The sequence below is a fragment of the Saccharothrix sp. DSM 118769 genome, from assembly GCF_052936295.1.
Window position 1 is genome coordinate 2,437,982 of sequence record NZ_CP193627.1, and the last position, 21,077, is coordinate 2,459,058.

Here is a 21,077-nt window from a genome sequence, read left to right on the forward strand (position 1 = left end):
TCTCCCCCTCCGGTGTCGGACCGCCACGGTAGCGTGCGCGCCATGTCCGGTGACCGCGCCTTCCCGCCCGCGCTGCACGCCCTCGCGGGCCACGACTTCGACTACGACGACGGGGTCGACTACGAGCCGTACCAGGACTTCATGCCCGCCGACGAGACGACGGGCTGGGTCCGGTCCTGGACGGGGAACGCGGAGCTGGACGGCGAGCCGTACCGGGTGTTCGCCCAGGACGGCACGGGCGGTCTCGCGGCGCTGTGGCTGGTGCGGCCGGGCGCGCCGCTGGAGGAGCAGCCGGTGGTGTTCTTCGGTTCCGAGGGCGCGGTCGGCGTGGTGGCCAAGGACCTCGGCGACTTCCTGTGGCTGCTCGCCGACGGCGTGGGGCCGGTGGAGGCGGTCGAGCACGGCGCGGGCGGGTCCGAACCCGACGCGGCGCTGCGCGCGGTGGCGGAGGAGTTCGCGCCGGGCCGGGAGCGCACGGCCGAGGACGTGCTCACGGCCGTGCGCGCGGAGTTCCCCGACTTCGAGAAGGACTTCCTGGCCCTCTGCCGCTACTGACGCGCGCGGGGGGCCGCACCGCGACCGGTGGCCGGGAACCGCCGTCCCGGCGCGGTTCCCGCCCCGACTCCGGAGGTGCGGGGCCGGGCGCGTGACCTTTCGTCGAGCAGCTCCAGCACGCCGCGCCTCCTGTGCCGCCGACCTCGGCGGTGACCGTTCAGCCGACCTCGGCGGTGACCGGCATCCCGGTGACCGTGCGCCCGGACGCGACGGCGACGGCCGCCGCGGCGGCCGGGAACGCCAGCTCGCCCAGACCGCCGACGGGCGCGTCCGACGGCACGAGCACGACGTCGACCTCCGGCGCCCGGTCGATGCGCGCCCACGCGTAGTCGCGGAACGAGGTCTGCGCGACCCGGCCGTCCCGCACGGTGACCTGCGCGCCGAACACGGTGGACACGGCGTCCAGCACCCCGCCCTCCACCTGCGCCCGCACGCCCGACGGGTGCAGCACCGGCCCCACGTCGACCGCGGCCGTCACGCGGCGGACCCGGTCGCCCTCGGCGTCCGCGACGACCGCGATCACCGAGCCGTAGTCGTCGTGGCACGCCACGCCGCGGGTCAGGCCCGCCGGTACCGCGCCGGCCCGCGCGACCGCCGCGTCCAGCGCCCGCCGCAGCCGCGAGTCGGCGGGCAGCAGGCGGCGGCGCAGCTCCACCTGGTCCAGGCCGGCGCGCCGCCCGAGGGCGTCGAGGAACACCTCCTCGACGTACTGGAAGTGCCCGGCGTACACGGCCCGCCAGAAGCCGGTGCGCAGCGGCGCGGTCCGCGAGACCACGTCCACCTGCCCCGGCACCGAGTACGGGAACCGGTTGCCGCTCTGCTCGATCAGCTCCGGCGTGAAGAACGGCAGCACGGTCAGGCCCCAGGTCGACATGCCGTGCGAGCGCCACGTCGGCACGCCGTCCGCGTCGACGACGGCGGCCAGCCGGTGCACCGACATGGGCCGGTACGAGTCGTGCCGCACGTCGTCCTCGCGGGTCCACAGCACGCTCACCGGTGCCCCGGCCACCCGCGAGCACGCGATGGCCTCCAGCACCGGGTCCGGTTCGCTGCGCCGCCCGAACGCGCCGCCGGCGAGCGCCGTCCCGACCCGCACGGCCGCCGCGTCCAGGCCGAACTGGCGGGCCAGCTGCGTGCGCAGGCCGCCCGGGTCCTGGACCGGCGCCCACACCGAGATGCCGTCGGCGGTCACGTGCGCGGTGGCGTTCATCGGTTCCATGGGCGCGTGCGCGAGCAGCGGCAGCCGGTAGGTCGCCTCGTAGGCCACGGGTCCGGGCGCGGCGGGCGCCGGGGGCAGCGCCGCGGTCAGCTCGTCGAGCCACACCCGGCTGTCGGCGGCGGGCGTGCCGCCGCGCCACGTCACGCGCAGCGCGTCACGGCCCTTGAGCGCCTCCGGCGTGGTCCGCGCGATCACCGCCACCCCGCCCTGGCCGGACGTCGCGGGGTCCAGCGGCGTCACCGCGACCACGCCGGGCAGGGCGCGCGCGGCGGCGTCGTCCACGGTGTCGACCAGCGCGCCGATCCACGGCGGGCGCAGCACGACGGCGACCAGCGTCCCCGGCGGCCGGGTGTCGATGCCGTACCGGGCCCGGCCGGTGACGACGTCCTTCGCGTCCACGCGACCCGAGCGCGTCCGGCCGAGCACGCGCCACTCCTCCCGCGGCGTCAGCACCACCGGCACGGTGGCCGGGTCGAGCGCCGCCGCGTCCGCCACCAGCTCCGCGTACCGCAGCGACCGCCGCCGGTGGCGGACCACGCCGTCGCGCGCCGAGCACTCGGCGACCGGCACGCCCCAGCGCCGCGCGGCGGCGGCCACCAGCAGGCACCGCGAGGTGGCGGCGGCGGTGCGCATCGGCTCGTGCAGCGAGCGGGCGGAGAACGAGTTGCCGACGAACTGCGGGCCGTAGCGGGCGGTGTCGCCGGGGGCCTGCTCGACCCGGACGTCGTCGGGGCCCACGGCCAGCTCCTCGGCCACCAGCAGCGCGACCAGCGTGCGCACGCCCTGACCGGAGTCGGGTTTCGGGACGGTCGCGGTGATCCGGCCGCGCTGGTCCAGCCGCACGAACACGTTGGGGGTGAAGTCCGTGCCCGCCGCAGCCGTCTCCGCCGCAGCCGTGCCCGCTGCCGCCGTGCTCGTCGTCCCCACCAGGGAGACCGGCGCGGACACCACGAGCACGCCGCCCAGGAACGCCCGCCGGGTGATCATCGCCCACTCCGCTCGATCCGGGCCGCCAGCTTCACGGCCGCGCGGATGCGCGAGTAGGTGCCGCAGCGGCACACGTTGTCGCGCAACGCCTCGTCGATCGCGGCGTCGTCCGGGTCGGGGTCGCGGGACAGCAGCGCCACGGTCGACATGATCTGCCCCGGCTGGCAGTAGCCGCACTGCGCGACGTCCAGCTCCAGCCAGGCCCGCTGCACCGGGTGGTCGCCGTCCTCGGACAGCCCCTCGACGGTGGTGATCCGCTTGCCCCGCGCCTCGTCGACCGGTGTCACGCACGGCCGCGCCGCCCGGCCGTCGAGCAGGGAGGTGCACGCGCCGCACGCGCCGACGCCGCACCCGTACTTCGGGCCGAGCACGCCCAGCTGCTCGCGCAGCACCCACAGCAGCGGCGTGTCCGCGGGGACGTCCACCTCCCGCGGTTCGCCGTTGACGTGCAACCGGTACCGGGCCACGGTGCCCCCCTCGCCTCGTCGTTCACCCCATCGTGGCGGGGCGGGGGCGTGAGCACAACGATTTGTTCAGCAAGCTGAACGAAATTATTGCGGAACCCGCCGGAGGCCCGCGCCGCACGACTCCCGCACCACCAGGCTCGGCCACAGCGACACCCGGTGCACCGGCCGGTCCAGCGGGTCGGCCACCCTGGCGAGCGCCAACTGCGCCGCCAGCGCGCCCAGCCGGTGCTTCTGCGGCCGGACGGCGGTCAACGGCGGGTCGGACGCGGCGGCCACCTCGTCGTCGTAGGACACCACGGCCAGCCCGCCCGGCACGTCCAGGCCGCGGTCGCGGGCCCGGTCCACCAGCCCGATGGCCTCGCGGTCGGCGTGCACCAGCAGCGCCCGCACGCCCGAGCGGGCGCACCGGTCCAGCACGTCGTCGCACACCGCCGCCCACTGCGCCGACCCGTACGTCGGCACGTCGAGCGCCGGCACGTCGGGGGACAGGTCCAGCGCGGTCACCGCCGACCGCCAGCCGGCGCGGATCGCGTCGTGGTGCGGGCTCGGCCGCGACACCACCAGGCCGACCGCCCGGTGCCCGAGCGCGGCCAGGTGCCGCACGGCCAGGCCCGCGCCCAGCGCGTGGTCGGTGACGGCGGCGTCCAGGCCGATGGTGGGCAGCTCGGGCGGCGGCACGCGTTCGACCAGCACCACCGGCACGCTCAGCCCGCCCAGCCGGCGCAGCAGGTCGAGCCCGGCCGGCCCGCCGGTGCTCGGCGCGACCAGCAGCGCCTGCACGCCCCGGTCCAGCAGTGCCGCCACCTGCCGCCGGTCCTCGGCCGCGTCGTAGCGCGACGCGCGCAGCGCGAGCCGTCCCCCGGCGGCGGTCACGGCGGCCTGCGCGCCCTGGATGACGGCGGGCCAGTAGTACTCCGCCGACGGCGCGACCATGCCGACCAGGACGTGCGCGACGGGCACCGGCCGCGGCGGCTGCTCGCCGTGGCGGGGCGTCGTGATGCCGCCGTGCACGCGGGCCACCAGGCCCCGGTCGGCCAGCGCCGTCACGTCCCGGCGCACCGTCACCGCCGTCACGCCCAGTTGCTCCACCAGGTCCGCGAGCCGGACCACGCCGTGCTCGCGGACCGCCGCCAGGATCAGTTCATGCCGTTGCGCCGCCAACCGCATGTGTCGGTTCCGATCGACTTTGATCGTTCCTGTTCGTTTCGTTGACCTTCGAGTGTGCCACGGTCTGGAGTGGGTCCACACCTCTCCAGCAGGGGATCGGCGACGAGGAGGTCGCAGTGGTCGTCACTCGCAGGGCGCTGCTCGGCGCGGCGGGAGCCGCCGTCGCGGGGGTCGGGGTCACCGGGGCGGGGCTCGCCGGGACCGGGCTCACCGGGACCGCGCACGCCGACGCCACCATCGGCGTCACCCCGACCGGCCAGGGCACGTGGGAGGGCTGGGGCACCTCGCTCGCCTGGTGGGCCACCGCGTTCGGCGACCGGGACGACTTCGCCGACCTGTTCTTCACCACCGGGGACGTCACCTACGACGGCGCGTCGCTGCCCGGCCTCGGCCTGACCATCGCCCGCTACAACCTCGGCGCGTCGAGCTGGAACGCGGTCGGCTCCGAGCGCATGGTCGCCTCGCCGAACATCCCGCGCTTCAAGCAGGTCGAGGGCTTCTGGCAGGACTGGACCGACGAGGACCCGAACTCCTCGGCGTGGAACTGGGCCGCGGACGCCAAGCAGCGCGCGGCACTCGTCAAGGCCACCCGGCGCGGTGCGGTGAGCGAGCTGTTCGCGAACTCGCCGATGTGGTGGATGTGCCTCAACCACAACCCGTCCGGCGCGGCGAACGCCGCCGACGACAACCTCCAGCCGTGGAACCACCGCCAGCACGCCCACCACCTCGCCGTCACCGCGCGCCGGGCCCGCGACCAGTGGGGCGTGGACTTCCGCACCGTGGACCCGTTCAACGAGCCGTCCTCCGCCTACTGGCACGCCAACGGCACCCAGGAGGGCTGCCACATCGGCGCCGCCACCCAGCGCGGCGTGCTGGCCCACCTGCGCACCGAGCTGGACCGGCAGGGCCTGACCGGGACGGGGATCTCCGCGTCCGACGAGACCGGCTACGACCTCGCCCGCACGACGTGGAACGGCTTCGACGGCGCCACCAAGGCGTTGGTGCGCCAGGTGAACGTGCACGGCTACCAGGGCACGGGCGGGCGGCGCGACCTGCTGGGCGACGACGTGCGCGCGTCGGGCAAGGCGCTGTGGAACTCCGAGCACGGAGACGGCGACGGCACCGGCCTCCAGACGGCCCGCTGCCTGCTGCTCGACTTCCGCTGGCTCAAGCCGACCGCGTGGTGCTACTGGCAGGTCATGGACCCCACCGCCGGGTGGGGCGCGATCAAGTACGACGGGAGCACGCTGCGCGCGGGCGCGGTGGAGACCAAGTACTACGTGCTGGCCCAGTTCACCCGGCACGTCCGGCCGGGGATGCGGGTCCTGGAGACGGGCAGCGAGCTGGCGGTGGCCGCCCACGACGCCGCCGCGCGGCGGCTGGTGATCGTGGCCGCCAACACCGGGGCCGCGCAGACCCTGACGTTCGACCTGAGCCGGCTGGCGACCGTGCCCGACGGCACCGCCACCCGCTGGTCCACGCTCACCTCCGGCCCCGGCGACCGGTACGCCCGGCGTCGCGACGTGGCCGTGACGGGCAAGCGGGTGCGGCTGGCGTTCGCCGCCGGCGCCGTGCAGACGATCCAGGTGGACGGGGTGGTCGCGTGACGCGCGTGACGCGCGCGGCGGCCCTCGCGGCGGCGCTGGCGCTGACCACCTCCTTCGTCCACGCGCCCGCGGCGCACGCGGCGCCCGGCGTGACCCTGCTGTCCGACACCCTGCTCGACGCCTCGGCGCTGTACTTCGTGTCCTACGACGGCCTGGTCAACAACAACGCGTTCCAGGACGCGCTGGTCACGCACGCGGGCCACCAGTACGCCGCCTGGTACACCTCCAGCCGGCACGCCGTCGTCGCCCGGCGCGCGCTCGGCGGCGCGTGGGAGACGGCCGTGCTGCCGCACCAGCTGACGACGAACGACTCGCACAACGTGATCTCGCTGGGCGTCTCGCCCCAGGACGGCACGCTGCACGTCGCCATGGACACCCACGACACGCGGCTGTTCTACACCCGCTCGGTCACCGGCCTGGTCACGCGGCCGGCCGAGCACCGCTGGTCGGCGTCGGTGTTCGGCGCGGTGCGGCGCACGCTCGGCACCCAGGAGCTCGGCGCCATGACCTACCCGCAGTTCGTGGTCACGCCGGAGGGCGCGCTCCAGTTCGGCTACCGCACGGGTCGCTCGGGCGACGGCGTGGGCGAGCTGGCCGAGTACACCGGCGGCGAGTGGCGGAAGCTCGGCGCGTGGACGTCCGCGACCGGGAGCTACACCGGCCCGAACGGCGTGGTGTCCACGACCCGCAACGCGTACCTGCACGGCCTGACCTACGACCGGCGCGGCCGGCTGCACGCGGCGTTCACCTGGCGCGAGGGCAACGCCGGGGTGCTGTGCAGCCCCGGCGGCCTGACCAACCACGACACGGGCTACGCCTACAGCGACGACCGGGGCCGGACGTGGCGCAACGCGGCCGGCACGGTCGTCGGCACCACCGGCGGCACCCGCGTGTCCGTCAGCTCGCCCGGCCTGGTGGCCGACCCGCTCGACCCGGACCACGGCCTGATGAACCAGGAGGGGCAGGCCGCCGACTCGACCGGCGCGCCGCACGTGGTGATCAGCTACGTGCCCGGCCGGTTCACCCGGTGCGTGTCGGACTACGCCCGGCAGCGCGCCCAGTACGGCCGCACCTTCCACCTCACCCGCGCGAGCGGGGCGTGGGTCAAGCGGGAGGTCCCCGTGGCGCCGGGCAGCACCCAGCGCACGAAGCTCGTGTTCGACCGGGCCGACAACGCCTACCTGGTGATGCCGCGCGGCCGGATCGTGTCGGCGAGCCGGGCCAGTGGCTGGACCGACTGGACCCTGGTGTTCGACCGGCCGTCGATGAACGCGTTCGGCGAGGTGAACGTGGACGTCTCCCGGCTCGCCGCGGACGGCGTGCTGTCGGTGCAGTACCAGCAGCGCTCCAGCGGTACGACCCCGTCGGCGATCCGCGTCGCCGACTTCAGGCTCGGGTGAGCCCGGAGGCGTCCCGGCCGGGCCGGGTTCCGGTCCTCAGTAGCCCAGGTAGCCGTTGCCCGAGGCGATGGAGACCAGGCCCGGGTGGTTGTGGAAGCCGCCGTAGCGGTCGTAGGTGTAGCGGACGCCCGCGATGATGTTGGCGACCGGGTCGTAGATGTCGTCGTGGCCCGCGAGCTTGTAGCTCTGGAACGTGGGGTCGATGCACTGCATCAGGCCCTTGGACGGCGTGCCGCGCATCGCGTTGGAGTCCCAGGTGTTGACGGCGTTGGGGTTGCCGTTCGACTCCTTGATGATGATCGTGTAGATCTCGTCGAGGCTGCTCTCGTCGATCGCGGTGCCGTTGGCGGCGAGGATGCCGATGGCCTCCTTGATCCAGCCCTCGACCTGGCGCTGCTTCGGCGGCTTGGCGGCCTCGATCGCGTCCTTGCGGGCCTGCTCCTCGGCGGCCTGGCGGGCGGCCCAGCCGTCCTGCGCGACGCCGCTGGCCCGGTTGAACGTGTTCAGCGCGGTCAGGTAGTCCTGGCGGACGATCCGGGCGGTCTCCGAGCCGAGGTCGATCGCGTGGACGGTGGCGGCCTTGCCGGTGTACGTGAGCTGCTGCGCCTGGTCGGGGACGCCGCCCAGGTCCGCGCCGCCCGCGACGGGGTCGAACGTGCCGGTGGTGACCGCGTGGGCCGCCGCTCCGGCGCCGGAGACGATGCCCACGGCCACCGCGACGCCGGCGAGGCGCTTCGGGATGACCCGCTCCGCCTCAGCGCGGTGCGCGCCCTGGTAGCCGGGGGGCGGCGGGGGTACCTGGAACATGGGACGCCCGGGGGCGTTCTTCGGTCGAGCGTGCCGAGCCAACGGTGCAGCCTCCTGCGTCGGGGAATCCCGTCACCGGACCCGGCGGGGGAACCAGGTGGTCACGAGCGGTTCGGGGGACCCGCGCCGTGTCCGTTCGGTGATGGAACCGTGATCTGCGGCCGGAAACGTAACCGCTGGTGATTTGCGTGGGCAAGATGAAGGACCCCCTGGGTGACGCTCATCACGTTTTCCGGCAGCCTTCATTACCGTGTGTCGCATTGACGGCCACACGGTGTCCTGAAGGGGTGGTGTTAAAGGTGGAAGACCACCGGGAGTGTGACGAGCGGGGGGCACAGTCGAAGACGTCCTGCCCCGTTCGGGGGTTGCGTGTGACGCCCGACACCTTCCCGATCATGCCGGGTGCCGCCCCCGCACGACCGCATTAGTGCGGTGACGTGGGCGTGCACCGCGCGAACCGGGGGCCCGCCACCCCCGGTCCCCCTACAGTCGAACCCCCGGTGCCGGACCGGGAGGGGCGCGGGGGCGAGGAGCGCGGTGACCGTTCAGGGGGCAGAGGAGCGATCGTCGTCCGTCGAGGTCGTGGACGAGCTGGTGAAGCTGTTGCAGGACCTCACCGAGCGCCCCCGGTTCGGGGAGCTGCCCGGCCGCCGGGCGGGCGCGCGGGCGGGCGGCGACCGGGGCATCCCGCTGGTGTGCCTGGTCCGCGACCCCGGGTCGGCCGGCCTGCTGGGCGCCCTGCGCGCCCACCTGCGCGGCGCGCACCCCGGCCGGGTGCCGCACGCGCTGCACCGGTTCCCCGACGCGGCGCCCGGCGGCGAGCCGCCCGTCGACCGGTCCGAGGCCAGGACCCTGGAGGCCGTGGGCTCCGTGCTGGTGTCCGTGGCGCGCGAGCTGTCCTCCGGCGTCAACGGCCGCTACGGCCGCCACGAGTTCCGCCGCTTCGAACTCGTCTACTGGCTGATGAACCAGCGCGTGGACGGCGCGGACCCGGAGTCGGCGGCCACCCTGCTCACCCGGCTGCGCGAACGCGACCTGCGGCGGCGCAGCGGTGACGACCTGATGCCGCGCGACGTGCTGGACAGCGCCACCGAGACCGCGCCCTGGTGGGTGCGCCTCGTGCTGCGGCTCGTGCCGTCGTTCCTGTTCCGGGCGAAGCTGCGCGGCGTCGTGCCGGGCAGCGAGTACCGGTGGCTGCTGCGCCAGCCCTACCTCGCGCCGCACGACCCGGGCACGTTCATCGGGTTCGCCGAGCGCCTCACCTCCGGCCTGGTGCCCGGCCGCAGCGCCGAACCGCGCGAGGACACCGGGCAGCTGGCCAAGCTGCTCGTCAACGCGTTCCTGGAGGACGTGCGCCGCGCCTACCGGCGGTCGCTGTGGCGCATCCGCTCGGCCCGCCGCACGGTGTACCCGGTGGTGCTGCTCGACGGCATCCGCCGCGACAACGGCGGCTACGCCCTGCTCAAGCTCATCAACGACGTCCGCAACGACACCGGCGCGTTCGACCCGCTCGTCATCATCAGCGGCAGCGAGAAGGTGCCGCCGGACGCGGAGAACGCCGCCGAGCGCGAGCCGACCCCGGTCGGCCAGGCGAGCCACGCCTACGAGACGTGGGCGCGCAAGCTCGCCACCGACAGCCGCGCCCGCCGGCCCACGGCCTGGTTCCTGCCCCTGCGGGTGCCGCCGGTGCCGATCGTGCCGGGCGACGTGCCGCCGACGGCCACGCTGTCCGTGCGCCCGGCCCCGGTGTGGTCGCGCACGTCGGTGCTCGCGGTGGTCGTCGTGCTGCTGCTCGCCTCCGTGGGCGCGGTCGGCTACCGGCAGGTGAGCGGGATCGTCGAGGCGGACGACCGGTGGCGGCACCAGCACTGCGGCCTGGAGCGGGACAACCCCGACGCGCACACCCTGGAGCGGATCGGCGACGACTGCGTGGGCGTCACCACCGGCCTGCTGCCGCTGTTCGGGCCGGGCGACGACACCGACAAGGCGCGCTTCGACAAGGCGCAGCGGCGGCTCGTGGAGCAGAACGCCAAGGTCGCGGAGGAGCACCGGCGCGCCCCGGGGAGGCCGTACGCGACCGTCGTGTACGTCTCCGCGATGAGCACCGCCCGCGACGCCCTGGCCAGCAACACGGCCCGGCTGATGGGCGTGGCGGCGCGGCAGGCGCAGCTGCTGGAGCGCACCGGCCCCGACGAGCCGCTGGTGCGCGTGCTGCTGGGCAACGCGGGCGCGTCCATGCAGCACGGTCCCGCGCTCGCCGGGACGCTGCGGTCGATGCTGGAGCGCGACAAGAGCATCGTCGGCGTGCTCGGCCTGGCGCTGAGCCGCAGGACGACCCGGGAGACGGTCACCGCGCTCGGCGAGGTCGGCCTGCCGGTGGTCGCGGCCACCCTGTCCGACGACGAGATGCCCACCGCGTCCCGGATGTACTTCCAGGTGTCGCCGAACAACGACCGGCAGGCGCGGATCATCGCGCGGTACGTGCGCGACGCCTACCCGGACAAGCGGGGCGTGGTCGTCGTGCACTCCAACGACGAGGACGACTCCTACGCGGCCAACCTGCGCGGGGACCTGGTGCGCCGGTTCGGCGAGCAGGGCGACCGGGTCCGGGAGGAGCCGTACCGGACCGCGGACGGCAACCAGGGCCCGGACGCCCGGCGGCTCGGGCAGCAGCTGTGCGGGGTGGCCGAGGACGAGGTGGTGTTCTTCGCGGGCCGCCCGGTGGACTTCGGCCGGTTGATGGACGGGGTGAGCGCGGGCTGCAAGGACCGGCCGCCGGTGCTGCTGGCGGGCGACGACGTCGCCCGGTACGCCGCCGACGCGACGTTGCGCAACCAGCACCCCGAGATCCCCTACGACTACGTGTCGTTCGCGATCGGGTCGCCGGGCTGCGTCGCCGCGACCGCCATGCAGCAGACGCTGCGCAGGGTGTTCGAGGAGGAGTGCGCGGGCGACTCGAACCCGTCGCTGGACGGCCACGCGGCGCTCACCTACGACGCCCTCTACCTGTTCGCGCACGCGATGACGCAGCTCGGCCCGATCCCGGTGTCGCCGGGGCACGTGTGGAAGGAGATCGGCGACATCGGCGGCGACCGGGCGCTGTCGGGCGAGAGCGGCGTGCTCGACTTCGGCGGCGGCCAGGTGCCCGCGGACAAGTTCCTGGCGGTGCTCCGCGTGGCCGGCGGCGCGCCGCCCGTGGTGGTCGCCTCGTGCGGGCGGTACGCCGAGCGCAAGGACGTGGACGTGCGGCGGGCCGCGTGGTGCCCGGACGGTGACCGCTAGGCCGTGTTCCGGGCGTGGCCGGGTCAGCCGGGGGCGGCCAGGTCCCCGATGTCGTCGGCGATCGACGCCAGCGGCCCGGTCTCGCCGGTGGAGGCGAACCAGTCCCACAGTTCGAGCGCGTGGTAGAGCCGGTACAGCTCGACCCGGGCCTCCCCGTCGGCCGGGAGCGGCCCGTACCCCTCCAGCAGGGCGGCCCGCTTCGTCGGTGACCGGTCCAGGTCGTACTGGAGCGTCTTCGCCACGTCGAGCAGGGGGTCCGCGGCGATCGCGTTCTCGACGTCGACCACCCCGGTGACGACGCCCCCGTCGTCGACCAGGACGTTGCCCTCGTGCAGGTCGCCGTGGCACAGCACCGCCCCGGCGCACGAGGCGAACAGCCCTTCCCGCGAGGCGACTCTGCGGCGTACCGCGTCGTGCAGGCCGGCCGGGCCGCCCAGTGCCGCGAACTCGGCCAGCTTCTCGGCGAACCGCCGCCGCATGCAGGAGGTGTTGTCGGGCACCGGGTCGACGATCCGGGTGGTGAGGTAGCCGTACGCGGGCAGCGCGATCCGGTGCACGGCGGCGAGCAGCCGCCCCACCCGCCGGTACGCCCCCTCCGCCGCGCCGGGCGCGAGACCGGCCTCGGACAGCGGCTTGCCGGGCAGCATCGTCAGCACGGTCACCGCCCGCTCGGCGTCCACGCGCACCACCCGCGGTACCGGACCGACGCCGTGCTCGGCCAGCAGCCGGTACACGTGCGCCTCCTTGGCCTGCTTCCAGCGCCACCGCTCGTCGTAGCGCTTGACGATCAAGGGCTCGGCGCCGAGGAGGCGCACCTCGTGCACCGCGCCGGACCGCCCGCCGGTGCGCGGCACGACCGCCGTGACGACCGAACCCGCCGGCAGCAGGTCCGCCAGTGGTGGGAGCACGGGCCGGACCGTAGTCGACCCGTCGTGCCGCGGGCGAGCGGAATTGTCGCCCCGCCCGCCGTCCGCCGTAGATTGGTGCCGTGAGCGCGACGGGCAGCGGCCAGCAGCCGCGGGTGGTCTCGGGCAGGCAGTCGGAGCTGCTCGGGCTGCTCCGCGACGAGGGCGCGATGTCGCGCGTGGCGCTGGGGGAGCGGCTGGAGCTGCCCCGGGCCAAGCTGACCGCCGAGCTGGCGCGCCTGGTGGACGTCGGGCTGGTGCAGATCGGCGGTCCGGCGGCGAGCCGGGGCGGGCGGCGCTCGACGCTCGTGCACCTGGCCGACGACCTGCGCGTGCTGGGCGTGGACGTGGGCGCGACGTCGGTGACGGTCGCGGTGACCGACGGCCGGTGCGAGGTGCTGGAGAGCCGCAGCGAGGAGTGCGACGTGCGCGGCGGCCCGGCCCAGGTGCTCAGCCGCGTCGCGGAGCTGGCCGACGTCGTCTACGCCAAGGCGGCCGGCACCCTCATCGGCGCGGGCATCGGCCTGCCGGGACCGGTGAGCTTCCGCGACGGCATGCCGGTCGCGCCGCCGATCATGCCCGGCTGGGACCGCTACCCGGTGCGCGACGAGCTGGCCGGCCGCTGGGGCTGCCCGGTGACGGTGGACAACGACGTCAACGCGATGGCCCTGGGCGAGCGGCACGCGGGCGTGGCCCGGTCGCTGGAGGACCTCATCTTCGTCAAGGTCGGCACCGGCATCGGCTGCGGCATCGTGCTGGGCGGCAAGGTGTACCGGGGCGTGGCCGGGACGGCGGGCGACATCGGGCACATCAGGCTCGACGACTTCGGGCCGGCGTGCGCGTGCGGCGAGGTCGGGTGCCTGGAGGCGTACTTCGGCGGCGCGGCGCTGGCCCGGGACGCCACGACGCTGGCGCGCAGCGGCCGGTCGGTGGCGCTGGCGGGCGCCCTGCACGACAAGGGCGCGCTGACCGCCGAGGACGTGGGCGCCGCCGCCTCGGCCGGTGACTTCGCGGCGGCGAACCTGGTCCGCGAGGGCGGGCGCCGCCTCGGCCACGTGGTCGCGTCCCTGGTCAGCTTCCTCAACCCCGGCATGGTGGTCATCGGCGGCGGCGTGTCGCGCCTGGGCCACTCGCTGCTCGCGGAGGTCCGCAGCGCCGTCTACCGCCGCTCGCTGCCCCTGGCGACCGGCAACCTGCCGATCGTGCTGTCCGAGCTGGGTGAGCTGGCCGGCGTGACCGGCGCCGCCTGGTCGGCCACGGACCGCGCCTTCTCCCCGGCGGGCTGATCCCCCCCAGAGATCCGATGTCTGTCGTCCGCCTCGTGACGACGGACTGCCTCGACATGCGCGAACGGTGCGAGAGCGCTCCCATGTAACGGTGCGTGCTGCCGCGTGCCTCTTCTGTTGGTTCCGTACCGACTTTTGCAACGAATCGACAAAAGTGGTCGGAAGTTCTTGTCAGCATGCCCGGTTCGCTGTCAGGATTCGCCGCAACTCGCGCCGGAACGTGAGCTGGACCACCTCCTTCGATCGACCTCCCCCACGAAGTCGGAGACCCGATGCACGCGCAGTCTGAGGCAAGGCGCGAGGCGAACCTCGCCCTCCTCCTGCGCACGCTCCGGGCCTGCGGGCCGCTGTCCCGCGCCCAGCTCGCGGCGAGATCGGGTCTTTCCAAGGCGACCGTGTCCCCGCTGCTGACCGAGCTGGGGCAGCGCGGCCTCACCGAGACCGCCGGCACCACGACCACCCAGGGCCGCCCCGGGCAGCTCGTGCAGCTGCGCCCCGGCGCGGTGTGCGGCATCGGGCTCGACGTCCACCCGGGGCAGCTCGGCGCGACCGTCACCGACCTGACCGGCGAGGTCCACCTGCGCCACCGGACGACCTGCGACACCTCGTCGCCCGAGCACGTGCTCGACCGGCTCGCCGACCTGACCCGCACCGCCCTGCGCGACGTCGCCGGCGCCGGGTGGGCGGGCGTCGCGGTGGCCGTCCCGGGCCGGGTCGACACCGCGACCGGCACCGCCACGGCGACGCGGCTGCGCTGGCGCGGCGTGGCCGTCGCCGACGGGCTCGCCGCCCGCACCGGCCTGCCGCTGAGCCGGCTGGCCGTCGACACCGAGGCCAACCTCGCGGCGGGCGCCGAGCACGACGCCGACCCGGTGGACGACCTGGTCTACCTCGGCGGCGGCCGGGACGTGCAGGCGGGCGTCATCGCGGGCGGTCGGCTGCTGCGCGGCGCGGCGAACCGCGCGGGCGACGTCGGGCACATGGTGCTCGACCCGCTCGGCGCGCCGTGCGCCTGCGGCAGGCGCGGCTGCTGGGAGACGCAGGTCGGCCTGGACGCGTTCCTGCACGCCGCCGCGCCCCGCCACGACCAGGTGCACAACCCGCACCTCGCGCCGGGCGAGCGCATGACGATCCTGCGCGGCCGGGCCGAGCGCGGCGAACCGCGCACCCTCGACGCCCTGCACCGCACGGCCGCCGCCCTCGCCACCGGGCTGTCGATCGTCACGAGCCTGCTCAACCCGACGCGCGTCGTGCTGGGCGGCTACTTCGCCGCGCTCCAGGACTGGCTGGTGGCGCCGCAGCAGCAGGAGGGCACCGCGATCACCGCCTCCACCCTCGGGTTCACCGCCGGCGGGCGGGGCGCCGCCCTGGCCGCGCTGCGCCGCGTGCTGGACGACCCGACCGTCGTGCCGGTGAAGGCGCCCGCGAAGCCCGCCGTGCCGGCGAGAGCCGCCACGCCCGTGAAGGAAGGAACCCCGGCATGACCCTGCTCAGGATGACGGGCATCGGCAAGAGCTTCCCCGGTGTGCGGGCCCTGGACGGCGTGGACCTGGAGGTCGCCGAGGGCGAGGTGCACTGCCTGCTCGGCCAGAACGGCGCGGGCAAGTCCACCCTGATCAAGGTCCTCGCCGGCGCCCACCAGCCCGACGAGGGCGAGATCACCTGGCGCGGGCGGCCCGCGTCGCTGCCGTCGCCGGTGGCCGCGCTGCGCCTGGGCGTGGCCACCATGTACCAGGAGCTGGACCTGGTGCCGGGGATCTCGGTGGCGGAGAACGTCTTCCTCGGCCACGAGCCCCGCCGGTTCGGGTTCAACCGCACCGGCGCGGCGAAGAAGGCCGCCGCCGCCCTGATGGCCCGCCTCGGCCACCCCGAGATCGACCCGGACCGCGAGGTGGGCCTGCTGTCGGCCGCCGGGCAGCAGCTGGTGTCCATGGCCCGCGCCCTGGCGCACGACGCGCGGCTCATCGTGATGGACGAGCCGACCGCCGCGCTGGCCGCCGACGAGGTGGACAACCTGTTCCGCATCGTCGCCGAGCTGACCCGCGACGGCGTCGCAGTCCTCTACATCTCGCACCGGCTGGAGGAGATCCGCCGCATCGGCAACCGCGTGACCGTCCTCAAGGACGGCCGCACGGTCGCCGCGAACCTGCCCGCCGCCACGCCCACCGCCGAGCTGGTCGACCTGATGTCCGGCCGCAAGGTCGAGACGGTCTTCCCGCACCGCGACGCGTCCACCGTGGACACGAGCCGCGAGGTGCTGGTCGTGGAGGGGCTCAGCCGGGCGGGCGAGTTCCACGACGTCACGTTCCGCGTGCACGCGGGCGAGGTGCTGGGCATCGCCGGCCTGGTGGGCGCGGGGCGCAGCGAGATCCTGGAGACCGTGTTCGGCGCGCGCAAGCCCGACGCGGGCACGGTGCGGGTCGACGGGACGCCCGTCCGCACGGGCAGCGTGCCCGCCGCCGTCAAGGCGGGCATCGGCCTGGCCCCGGAGGAGCGCAAGGCCCAGGCCCTGCTGCTGGACCTGTCGGTGGCGCACAACGTGACGCTGTCGAGCCTGCCCGCCTACAGCCGGGCCGGGTTCGTCGACCGGGCCCGGGAGCTGCGCGACTCCCGCGCCACCCTGGAGCGCCTCGACCTGCGGCCCGCCGACCCCCGGCGGCTGGTCGCCGAGTTCTCCGGCGGCAACCAGCAGAAGGCGGTGGTGGCGCGCTGGCTCGTGCGCGGCTGCCGCGTGCTGCTGCTCGACGAGCCGACCCGCGGCGTGGACGTGGGCGCGCGCGCCGAGCTGTACCGGGTGATCCACGAGCTGGCCGCGTCCGGGGTGGCCGTGGTGCTCGTCTCCAGCGAGGTCGCCGAGGTGCTGGGCCTCGCCGACCGGGTGCTCGTGCTGCGCGACGGCGAGGTCGTCGCCGACCGCCCCGCCGCCGAGCTGACCGAGTCCGCCGTGCTCGACATCGTGATGGCCGGCTCCGTGCTGACCGATGGGGCCCTCGTCGAGGGTGCCGCGACCGAGGAGGTCCTGTGACCGAAGTGCGGGTCCTCGACCCGAAATCCGCCCCGCCCCAGGACCCGCCGAAGCGCCGGCGGTCGCTGGACCTGCGGCTCACCGGCCTGCTGGGCGTGCTGGTGGTGCTGTGCATCGTCGGCTACGCCACCCGGCCCGACGCGTTCCTCACCGAGGCCAACATCTCCACCATGCTGCGGCTGGCCGCCGCGATCGGCGTGGTGAGCGTCGGCATGACGTTCGTGATCATCAGCGGCGGCATCGACCTGTCCGTCGGGTCGATCGTGGCGCTGTCGAGCGTGTGGATGACGACCGTGGCCACGCAGTCCTACGGCCCGGTGGTGATGGTGCTGTGCGCGCTGCTCGTCGGCCTGGGCTGCGGCCTGGTCAACGGCGTGCTCATCTCCTACGGCAAGATCGTGCCGTTCATCGCCACCCTCGCCATGTACGCCTCGGCGAAGGGCCTGGCCGAGCGGCTCTCCGGCCGCCGCACGCAGGTGATCACCGAGACCGGGTTCAGCACCTTCTTCCGGGGCGCGATCCTGGGCGTCCCGGTGCTGATCTGGCTGCTGGCCGCGGTGTTCGCGATCGGCTGGGTGGTGCTCAACCGCACCACGTTCGGCCGCCGCACGTTCGCCGTGGGCGGCAACGCCGAGGCCGCCCGCCTGGCCGGCATCGACGTCAAGCGGCACACCGCGCTGGTCTACGGCATCGCGGGCCTGTGCTGCGGCATCGCCGCCCTGATGGTCGTCGCCCGCACCACGTCCGGCGCGTCCACCAACGGCATGTTCTACGAGCTGGACGCCATCGCCGCGGTCGTCATCGGCGGCACGCTGCTCACCGGCGGCCGGGGCTCGCTGATCGGCACGCTGATCGGCGTCCTCATCTTCACCGTGGTGGGCAACATCTTCACCCAGAACAACCTGGACACCGACATCCAGAACATCGCCAAGGGCGTGATCATCATCGCCGCGGTGCTCCTCCAGCGCACCACCAGCGCCCGCCGCCGCGCGCACGCCACCTGATCGCCGGACCGGCCCCCGAGGACCACCCCCGAGGACCACCCCCGAGGACCTTCCCCGAGACCGCACCGCCCGAGAACGACCCCGAGACCCCACCCGTTCAACGACGCCCGGGAGTACCGCCATGCCTTCACTCGACCGCCGCCGCTTCCTGTGGGGCACCACCGCAGTCGGCACCGCCGCGCTGCTGGCCGGCTGCACCTCCAACGAGACCGGCACCACCGCGCCGAACGCCGTCGCGGGCAGTTCGGGCGAGAACAGCCAGCCCGGCAAGCAGGTCACCATCGGCTTCTCCGCGCCCGCCGCCGACCACGGCTGGATGGCGGCCATGACGAAGAACGCGAAGGCGCAGGCCGACCGGTTCTCCGACGTGACCTTCAAGGCCACCGAGGGCACCAACGACGTCAACCAGCAGATCAGCCAGGTCGAGACGCTGATCAACGACAAGGTCGATGTGCTGGTGATCCTGCCGTTCGACGGCAAGGCGCTCACCGAGGCCGGCCGCCAGGCGATGGACGCGGGCATCCCCGTCATCAACCTCGACCGCGTCTTCGACACCCCGCTCGCCTACCGGACGTGGATCGGCGGCGACAACTACCGCATGGGCGTCAACGCGGGCGAGTTCATCGCCTCGCAGCTGAAGGCCAAGAACGTGTCGAACCCGGTCATCGGCGAGGTCGCGGGCATCGACTCGCTGCCGCTGACCCAGGAGCGCAGCAAGGGCTTCAGCGACGCCCTGGCCCGCGCCGGCTTCAAGGTCGGCCCGCGCGTCTCGGCGTCGTTCACCTCCGAGTCCGGCGAGCAGCAGACCGCGAACCTGCTCCAGTCGGCGAGCAAGCTCGACGCGCTCTGGAACCACGACGACGACCAGGGCATCGGCGTGCTGGCCGCCATCGACAGCGCGAGCCGCACCGAGTTCATCATGGTCGGCGGCGCGGGTTCGCGGAACATGATGGACCTGATCAAGGCCGACAGCGGCGTCATGAAGGCCACCGTGCTCTACAGCCCGTCGATGGCGTCCTCCGGCATCGCGCTGGCCCGCCTGCTCGGGCAGACCAAGGGCATCGGGGACCTGGCCGAGCACGACATCCCCGCCTCGATCACGACCTACTCCGCCGTCGTGACCAAGGAGAACGTCGACCAGTACCTGGACGTCGGCTTCGACTCCTGACGTCGGACACCACCGCTCGCTCGAAAGGCTGCTGATGACGGAAGAGATCGGCGTGGGCATGGTCGGCCACGCGTTCATGGGCGCGGTGCACTCGCACGCCTGGCGAAGCGTCCACCGGTTCTTCGACGTGCCGCTCACGCCCCGGCTCGCCGCCCTCGGTGGACGTGACGCGGTGCGCACCAAGGAGGCGGCCGACAAGTACGGCTGGGCCGCCGCGGAGACCGACTGGCGCGCGCTGGTCGCCCGGGACGACGTGCAGCTGGTGGACGTCTGCACGCCGGGCGACACGCACGCCGAGATCGCGCTCGCCGCGCTGGCGGCGGGCAAGCACGTGCTGTGCGAGAAGCCGCTCGCCAACTCGGTGGCCGAGGCCGAGGAGATGGCCGCCGCCGCCGAGGAGGCCGCGACCCGCGGCGTTCGCTCGATGGTGGCGTTCAACTACCGGCGGGTGCCGGCGCTCGCGCTGGCCCGCAGGCTGGTCGCCGAGGGCCGCATCGGCGACGTGCGGCACGTGCGCGCGGTGTACCTCCAGGACTGGCTGTCCGACCCCGAGTCGCCGATGACGTGGCGGCTGCGCAAGGAGAAGGCCGGTTCGGGCGCGCTGGGCGACCTCGGGGCGCACATCGTGGACGCCGCGCAGTTCGTCACCGGCGACCTGATCACCGGGGTCAGCGCGACGACCGAGACGTTCGTGCGGGAACGCCCGGACGGCGCGGGCGGGCGCGACGAGGTCACCGTGGACGACGCGGCGATCTTCCTGGCCCGCTTCGGCTCCGGCGCGCTCGGCACGTTCGAGGCGACCCGGTTCGCGCTGGGCCGCAAGAACGCCATGCGGCTGGAGGTCAACGGTTCGCGCGGCAGCCTGGCGTTCGACTTCGAGTCGATGAACGAGCTGTCGGTGTTCTCGGCCGAGGAGGGCCCGGACTCCGGGTTCCGCCGCGTCCTGGTCACCGAGGCCGACCACCCGTACGTGGCGGCGTGGTGGCCGCCGGGGCACCTGCTGGGCTACGAGCACACGTTCACCCACGAGGTGGCCGACTTCCTGACCGCCATCGGCGGCGGCGTCGACCCCGCGCCCAGCTTCGCCGACGGCCTGCGGGTGCAGCGCGTGCTGGCGGCGGTGGAGGACAGTGCCGGGCACGAGTCCGCGTGGACCACGATTGGAGACACCCGATGAGCCGTCCGGTCACGCTGTTCACCGGCCAGTGGGCCGACCTGCCGTTCGAGGAGGTGTGCCGGCTCGCCGCCGGCTGGGGCTATGACGGGCTGGAGATCGCCTGCTCCGGCGACCACTTCGAGGTGGACAAGGCGCTCGTCGACGACGGGTACGTGCCCGCGAAGCGCGAGGTGCTCAAGAAGTACGGGCTGGAGGTCTGGACGATCTCCAACCACCTCGTCGGCCAGGCCGTGTGCGACGACCCGATCGACTTCCGGCACCAGGCCATCCTGCCCGCCCGCGTCTGGGGCGACGGCGAGCCCGAGGGCGTGCGCCAGCGCGCGGCGGCGGAGATGGCCGACACCGCGCGCGCGGCGGCCCTCCTCGGCGTCGACACGGTGGTCGGCTTCACCGGGTCGAAGACGTGGAAGTACGTGGCGATGTTCCCGCCCGTGCCGCAGTCCGTGATCGACGAGGGCTACCAGGACTTCGCCGCGCGCTGGAACCCGGTCCTCGACGTGTTCGACGAGGTCGGCGTCCGGTTCGCGCACGAGGTGCACCCGTCCGAGATCGCCTACGACTACTGGACGACGAAGAAGGCCCTGGAGGCGGTCGGCAACCGGCCCGCGTTCGGCCTGAACTGGGACCCGTCGCACTTCGTGTGGCAGGACCTCGACCCGGTCGGCTTCATCCTCGACTTCGCCGACCGGATCTACCACGTCGACTGCAAGGACACGAAGAAGCGCTTCGACGGCCGCAACGGCCGCCTGTCCTCGCACCTGGCGTGGGCCGACCCGCGCCGCGGCTGGGACTTCGTCTCGACCGGCCACGGCGACGTGCCGTGGGAGGAGTCGTTCCGCGCGCTGAACGCCATCGGCTACACCGGTCCGATCTCGGTGGAGTGGGAGGACGCCGGCATGGACCGCCTGAGGGGCGCGGAGGAAGCGGTGGGCTTCATCCGCAAGCACCTGTTCGACCCGCCGGCGACCTCGTTCGACGCCGCGTTCAGCACGGAGAGCTGAGCCCCCCGCCGCCCGCCGGA

Annotated in this window: 16 protein-coding genes; 11 read left to right on the top strand and 5 right to left on the bottom strand. The window is 74.3% G+C overall.

Annotated elements, in window-relative coordinates; genetic code table 11:
- Positions 1 to 42 precede the first annotated feature (42 nt).
- On the top strand, positions 43 to 555 hold the full coding sequence (locus tag ACRAKJ_RS11400; RefSeq protein WP_438920023.1) for an SMI1/KNR4 family protein: 513 nt from the start codon (positions 43 to 45) through the stop codon (positions 553 to 555).
- 157 nt (positions 556 to 712) lie between these two features.
- Here the strand turns inward: ACRAKJ_RS11400 and ACRAKJ_RS11405 are convergent, their stop codons facing one another.
- The 3 genes from ACRAKJ_RS11405 to ACRAKJ_RS11415 form a co-directional block, all read right to left on the bottom strand.
- The gene (locus ACRAKJ_RS11405) at positions 713 to 2,761 is read right to left on the bottom strand and encodes a molybdopterin cofactor-binding domain-containing protein (RefSeq protein WP_438920024.1); all 2,049 of its coding nucleotides are present in this window, start codon (positions 2,759 to 2,761) and stop codon (positions 713 to 715) included.
- On the bottom strand, positions 2,758 to 3,228 hold the full coding sequence (locus ACRAKJ_RS11410; RefSeq protein ID WP_438920025.1) for a 2Fe-2S iron-sulfur cluster-binding protein: 471 nt from the start codon (positions 3,226 to 3,228) through the stop codon (positions 2,758 to 2,760). The genes ACRAKJ_RS11405 and ACRAKJ_RS11410 overlap by 4 nt, the downstream gene beginning before the upstream one ends.
- Before the next feature lie 84 nt (positions 3,229 to 3,312).
- Positions 3,313 to 4,395, bottom strand: coding sequence for a substrate-binding domain-containing protein (locus tag ACRAKJ_RS11415; RefSeq protein WP_438920026.1), 1,083 nt, complete (start codon positions 4,393 to 4,395; stop codon positions 3,313 to 3,315).
- Positions 4,396 to 4,511: 116 nt separating this feature from the next.
- On the opposite strand from ACRAKJ_RS11415, the gene ACRAKJ_RS11420 reads away from it, so the two are divergent.
- Both ACRAKJ_RS11420 and ACRAKJ_RS11425 read left to right on the top strand, forming a co-directional pair.
- Positions 4,512 to 6,002: a hypothetical protein gene (locus tag ACRAKJ_RS11420; protein ID WP_438920027.1), complete on the top strand. Its 1,491-nt coding sequence runs from the start codon at positions 4,512 to 4,514 to the stop codon at positions 6,000 to 6,002.
- Complete coding sequence (locus ACRAKJ_RS11425) at positions 5,999 to 7,402, top strand: BNR repeat-containing protein (protein ID WP_438920028.1); 1,404 nt, start codon at positions 5,999 to 6,001, stop codon at positions 7,400 to 7,402. The genes ACRAKJ_RS11420 and ACRAKJ_RS11425 overlap by 4 nt, the downstream gene beginning before the upstream one ends.
- Positions 7,403 to 7,438: 36 nt before the next feature.
- Here ACRAKJ_RS11425 and ACRAKJ_RS11430 read toward each other — a convergent pair whose 3' ends face one another.
- On the bottom strand, positions 7,439 to 8,209 hold the full coding sequence (locus ACRAKJ_RS11430; protein WP_438920029.1) for a transglycosylase SLT domain-containing protein: 771 nt from the start codon (positions 8,207 to 8,209) through the stop codon (positions 7,439 to 7,441).
- Between the two features lie 537 nt (positions 8,210 to 8,746).
- On the opposite strand from ACRAKJ_RS11430, the gene ACRAKJ_RS11435 reads away from it, so the two are divergent.
- On the top strand, positions 8,747 to 11,491 hold the full coding sequence (locus tag ACRAKJ_RS11435) for an ABC transporter substrate-binding protein (RefSeq protein ID WP_438920030.1): 2,745 nt from the start codon (positions 8,747 to 8,749) through the stop codon (positions 11,489 to 11,491).
- Positions 11,492 to 11,514: 23 nt separating this feature from the next.
- Here ACRAKJ_RS11435 and ACRAKJ_RS11440 read toward each other — a convergent pair whose 3' ends face one another.
- Positions 11,515 to 12,399 carry a phosphotransferase gene (locus ACRAKJ_RS11440; RefSeq protein WP_438920031.1) on the bottom strand — a complete coding sequence of 295 codons (885 nt, stop codon included), beginning with the start codon at positions 12,397 to 12,399 and terminating at the stop codon, positions 11,515 to 11,517.
- Positions 12,400 to 12,566: 167 nt separating this feature from the next.
- On the opposite strand from ACRAKJ_RS11440, the gene ACRAKJ_RS11445 reads away from it, so the two are divergent.
- The 7 genes from ACRAKJ_RS11445 to ACRAKJ_RS11475 all read left to right on the top strand — a co-directional run bounded on the left by ACRAKJ_RS11445 (position 12,567) and on the right by ACRAKJ_RS11475 (position 21,057).
- The gene (locus tag ACRAKJ_RS11445; protein WP_438920065.1) at positions 12,567 to 13,682 is read left to right on the top strand and encodes an ROK family protein; all 1,116 of its coding nucleotides are present in this window, start codon (positions 12,567 to 12,569) and stop codon (positions 13,680 to 13,682) included.
- A 272-nt stretch (positions 13,683 to 13,954) separates the two neighbouring features.
- Positions 13,955 to 15,166 (top strand): ROK family protein, encoded by a 1,212-nt coding sequence (locus ACRAKJ_RS11450; RefSeq protein ID WP_438920032.1) that lies wholly within the window; start codon positions 13,955 to 13,957, stop codon positions 15,164 to 15,166.
- Complete coding sequence (locus ACRAKJ_RS11455; RefSeq protein WP_438920033.1) at positions 15,163 to 16,707, top strand: ATP-binding cassette domain-containing protein; 1,545 nt, start codon at positions 15,163 to 15,165, stop codon at positions 16,705 to 16,707. Before ACRAKJ_RS11450 ends, ACRAKJ_RS11455 begins: the two co-directional genes overlap by 4 nt.
- Positions 16,704 to 17,711, top strand: coding sequence for an ABC transporter permease subunit (locus ACRAKJ_RS11460; protein WP_438920034.1), 1,008 nt, complete (start codon positions 16,704 to 16,706; stop codon positions 17,709 to 17,711). Before ACRAKJ_RS11455 ends, ACRAKJ_RS11460 begins: the two co-directional genes overlap by 4 nt.
- A 121-nt stretch (positions 17,712 to 17,832) precedes the next feature.
- Positions 17,833 to 18,879 (top strand): substrate-binding domain-containing protein, encoded by a 1,047-nt coding sequence (locus tag ACRAKJ_RS11465; protein WP_438920035.1) that lies wholly within the window; start codon positions 17,833 to 17,835, stop codon positions 18,877 to 18,879.
- A gap of 34 nt (positions 18,880 to 18,913) precedes the next feature.
- Entirely contained in the window at positions 18,914 to 20,056 is a 1,143-nt protein-coding gene (locus ACRAKJ_RS11470) for a Gfo/Idh/MocA family protein (RefSeq protein ID WP_438920036.1), read from the top strand.
- Complete coding sequence (locus ACRAKJ_RS11475) at positions 20,053 to 21,057, top strand: TIM barrel protein (protein WP_438920037.1); 1,005 nt, start codon at positions 20,053 to 20,055, stop codon at positions 21,055 to 21,057. Before ACRAKJ_RS11470 ends, ACRAKJ_RS11475 begins: the two co-directional genes overlap by 4 nt.
- The last annotated feature ends 20 nt before the right edge of the window (positions 21,058 to 21,077 follow it).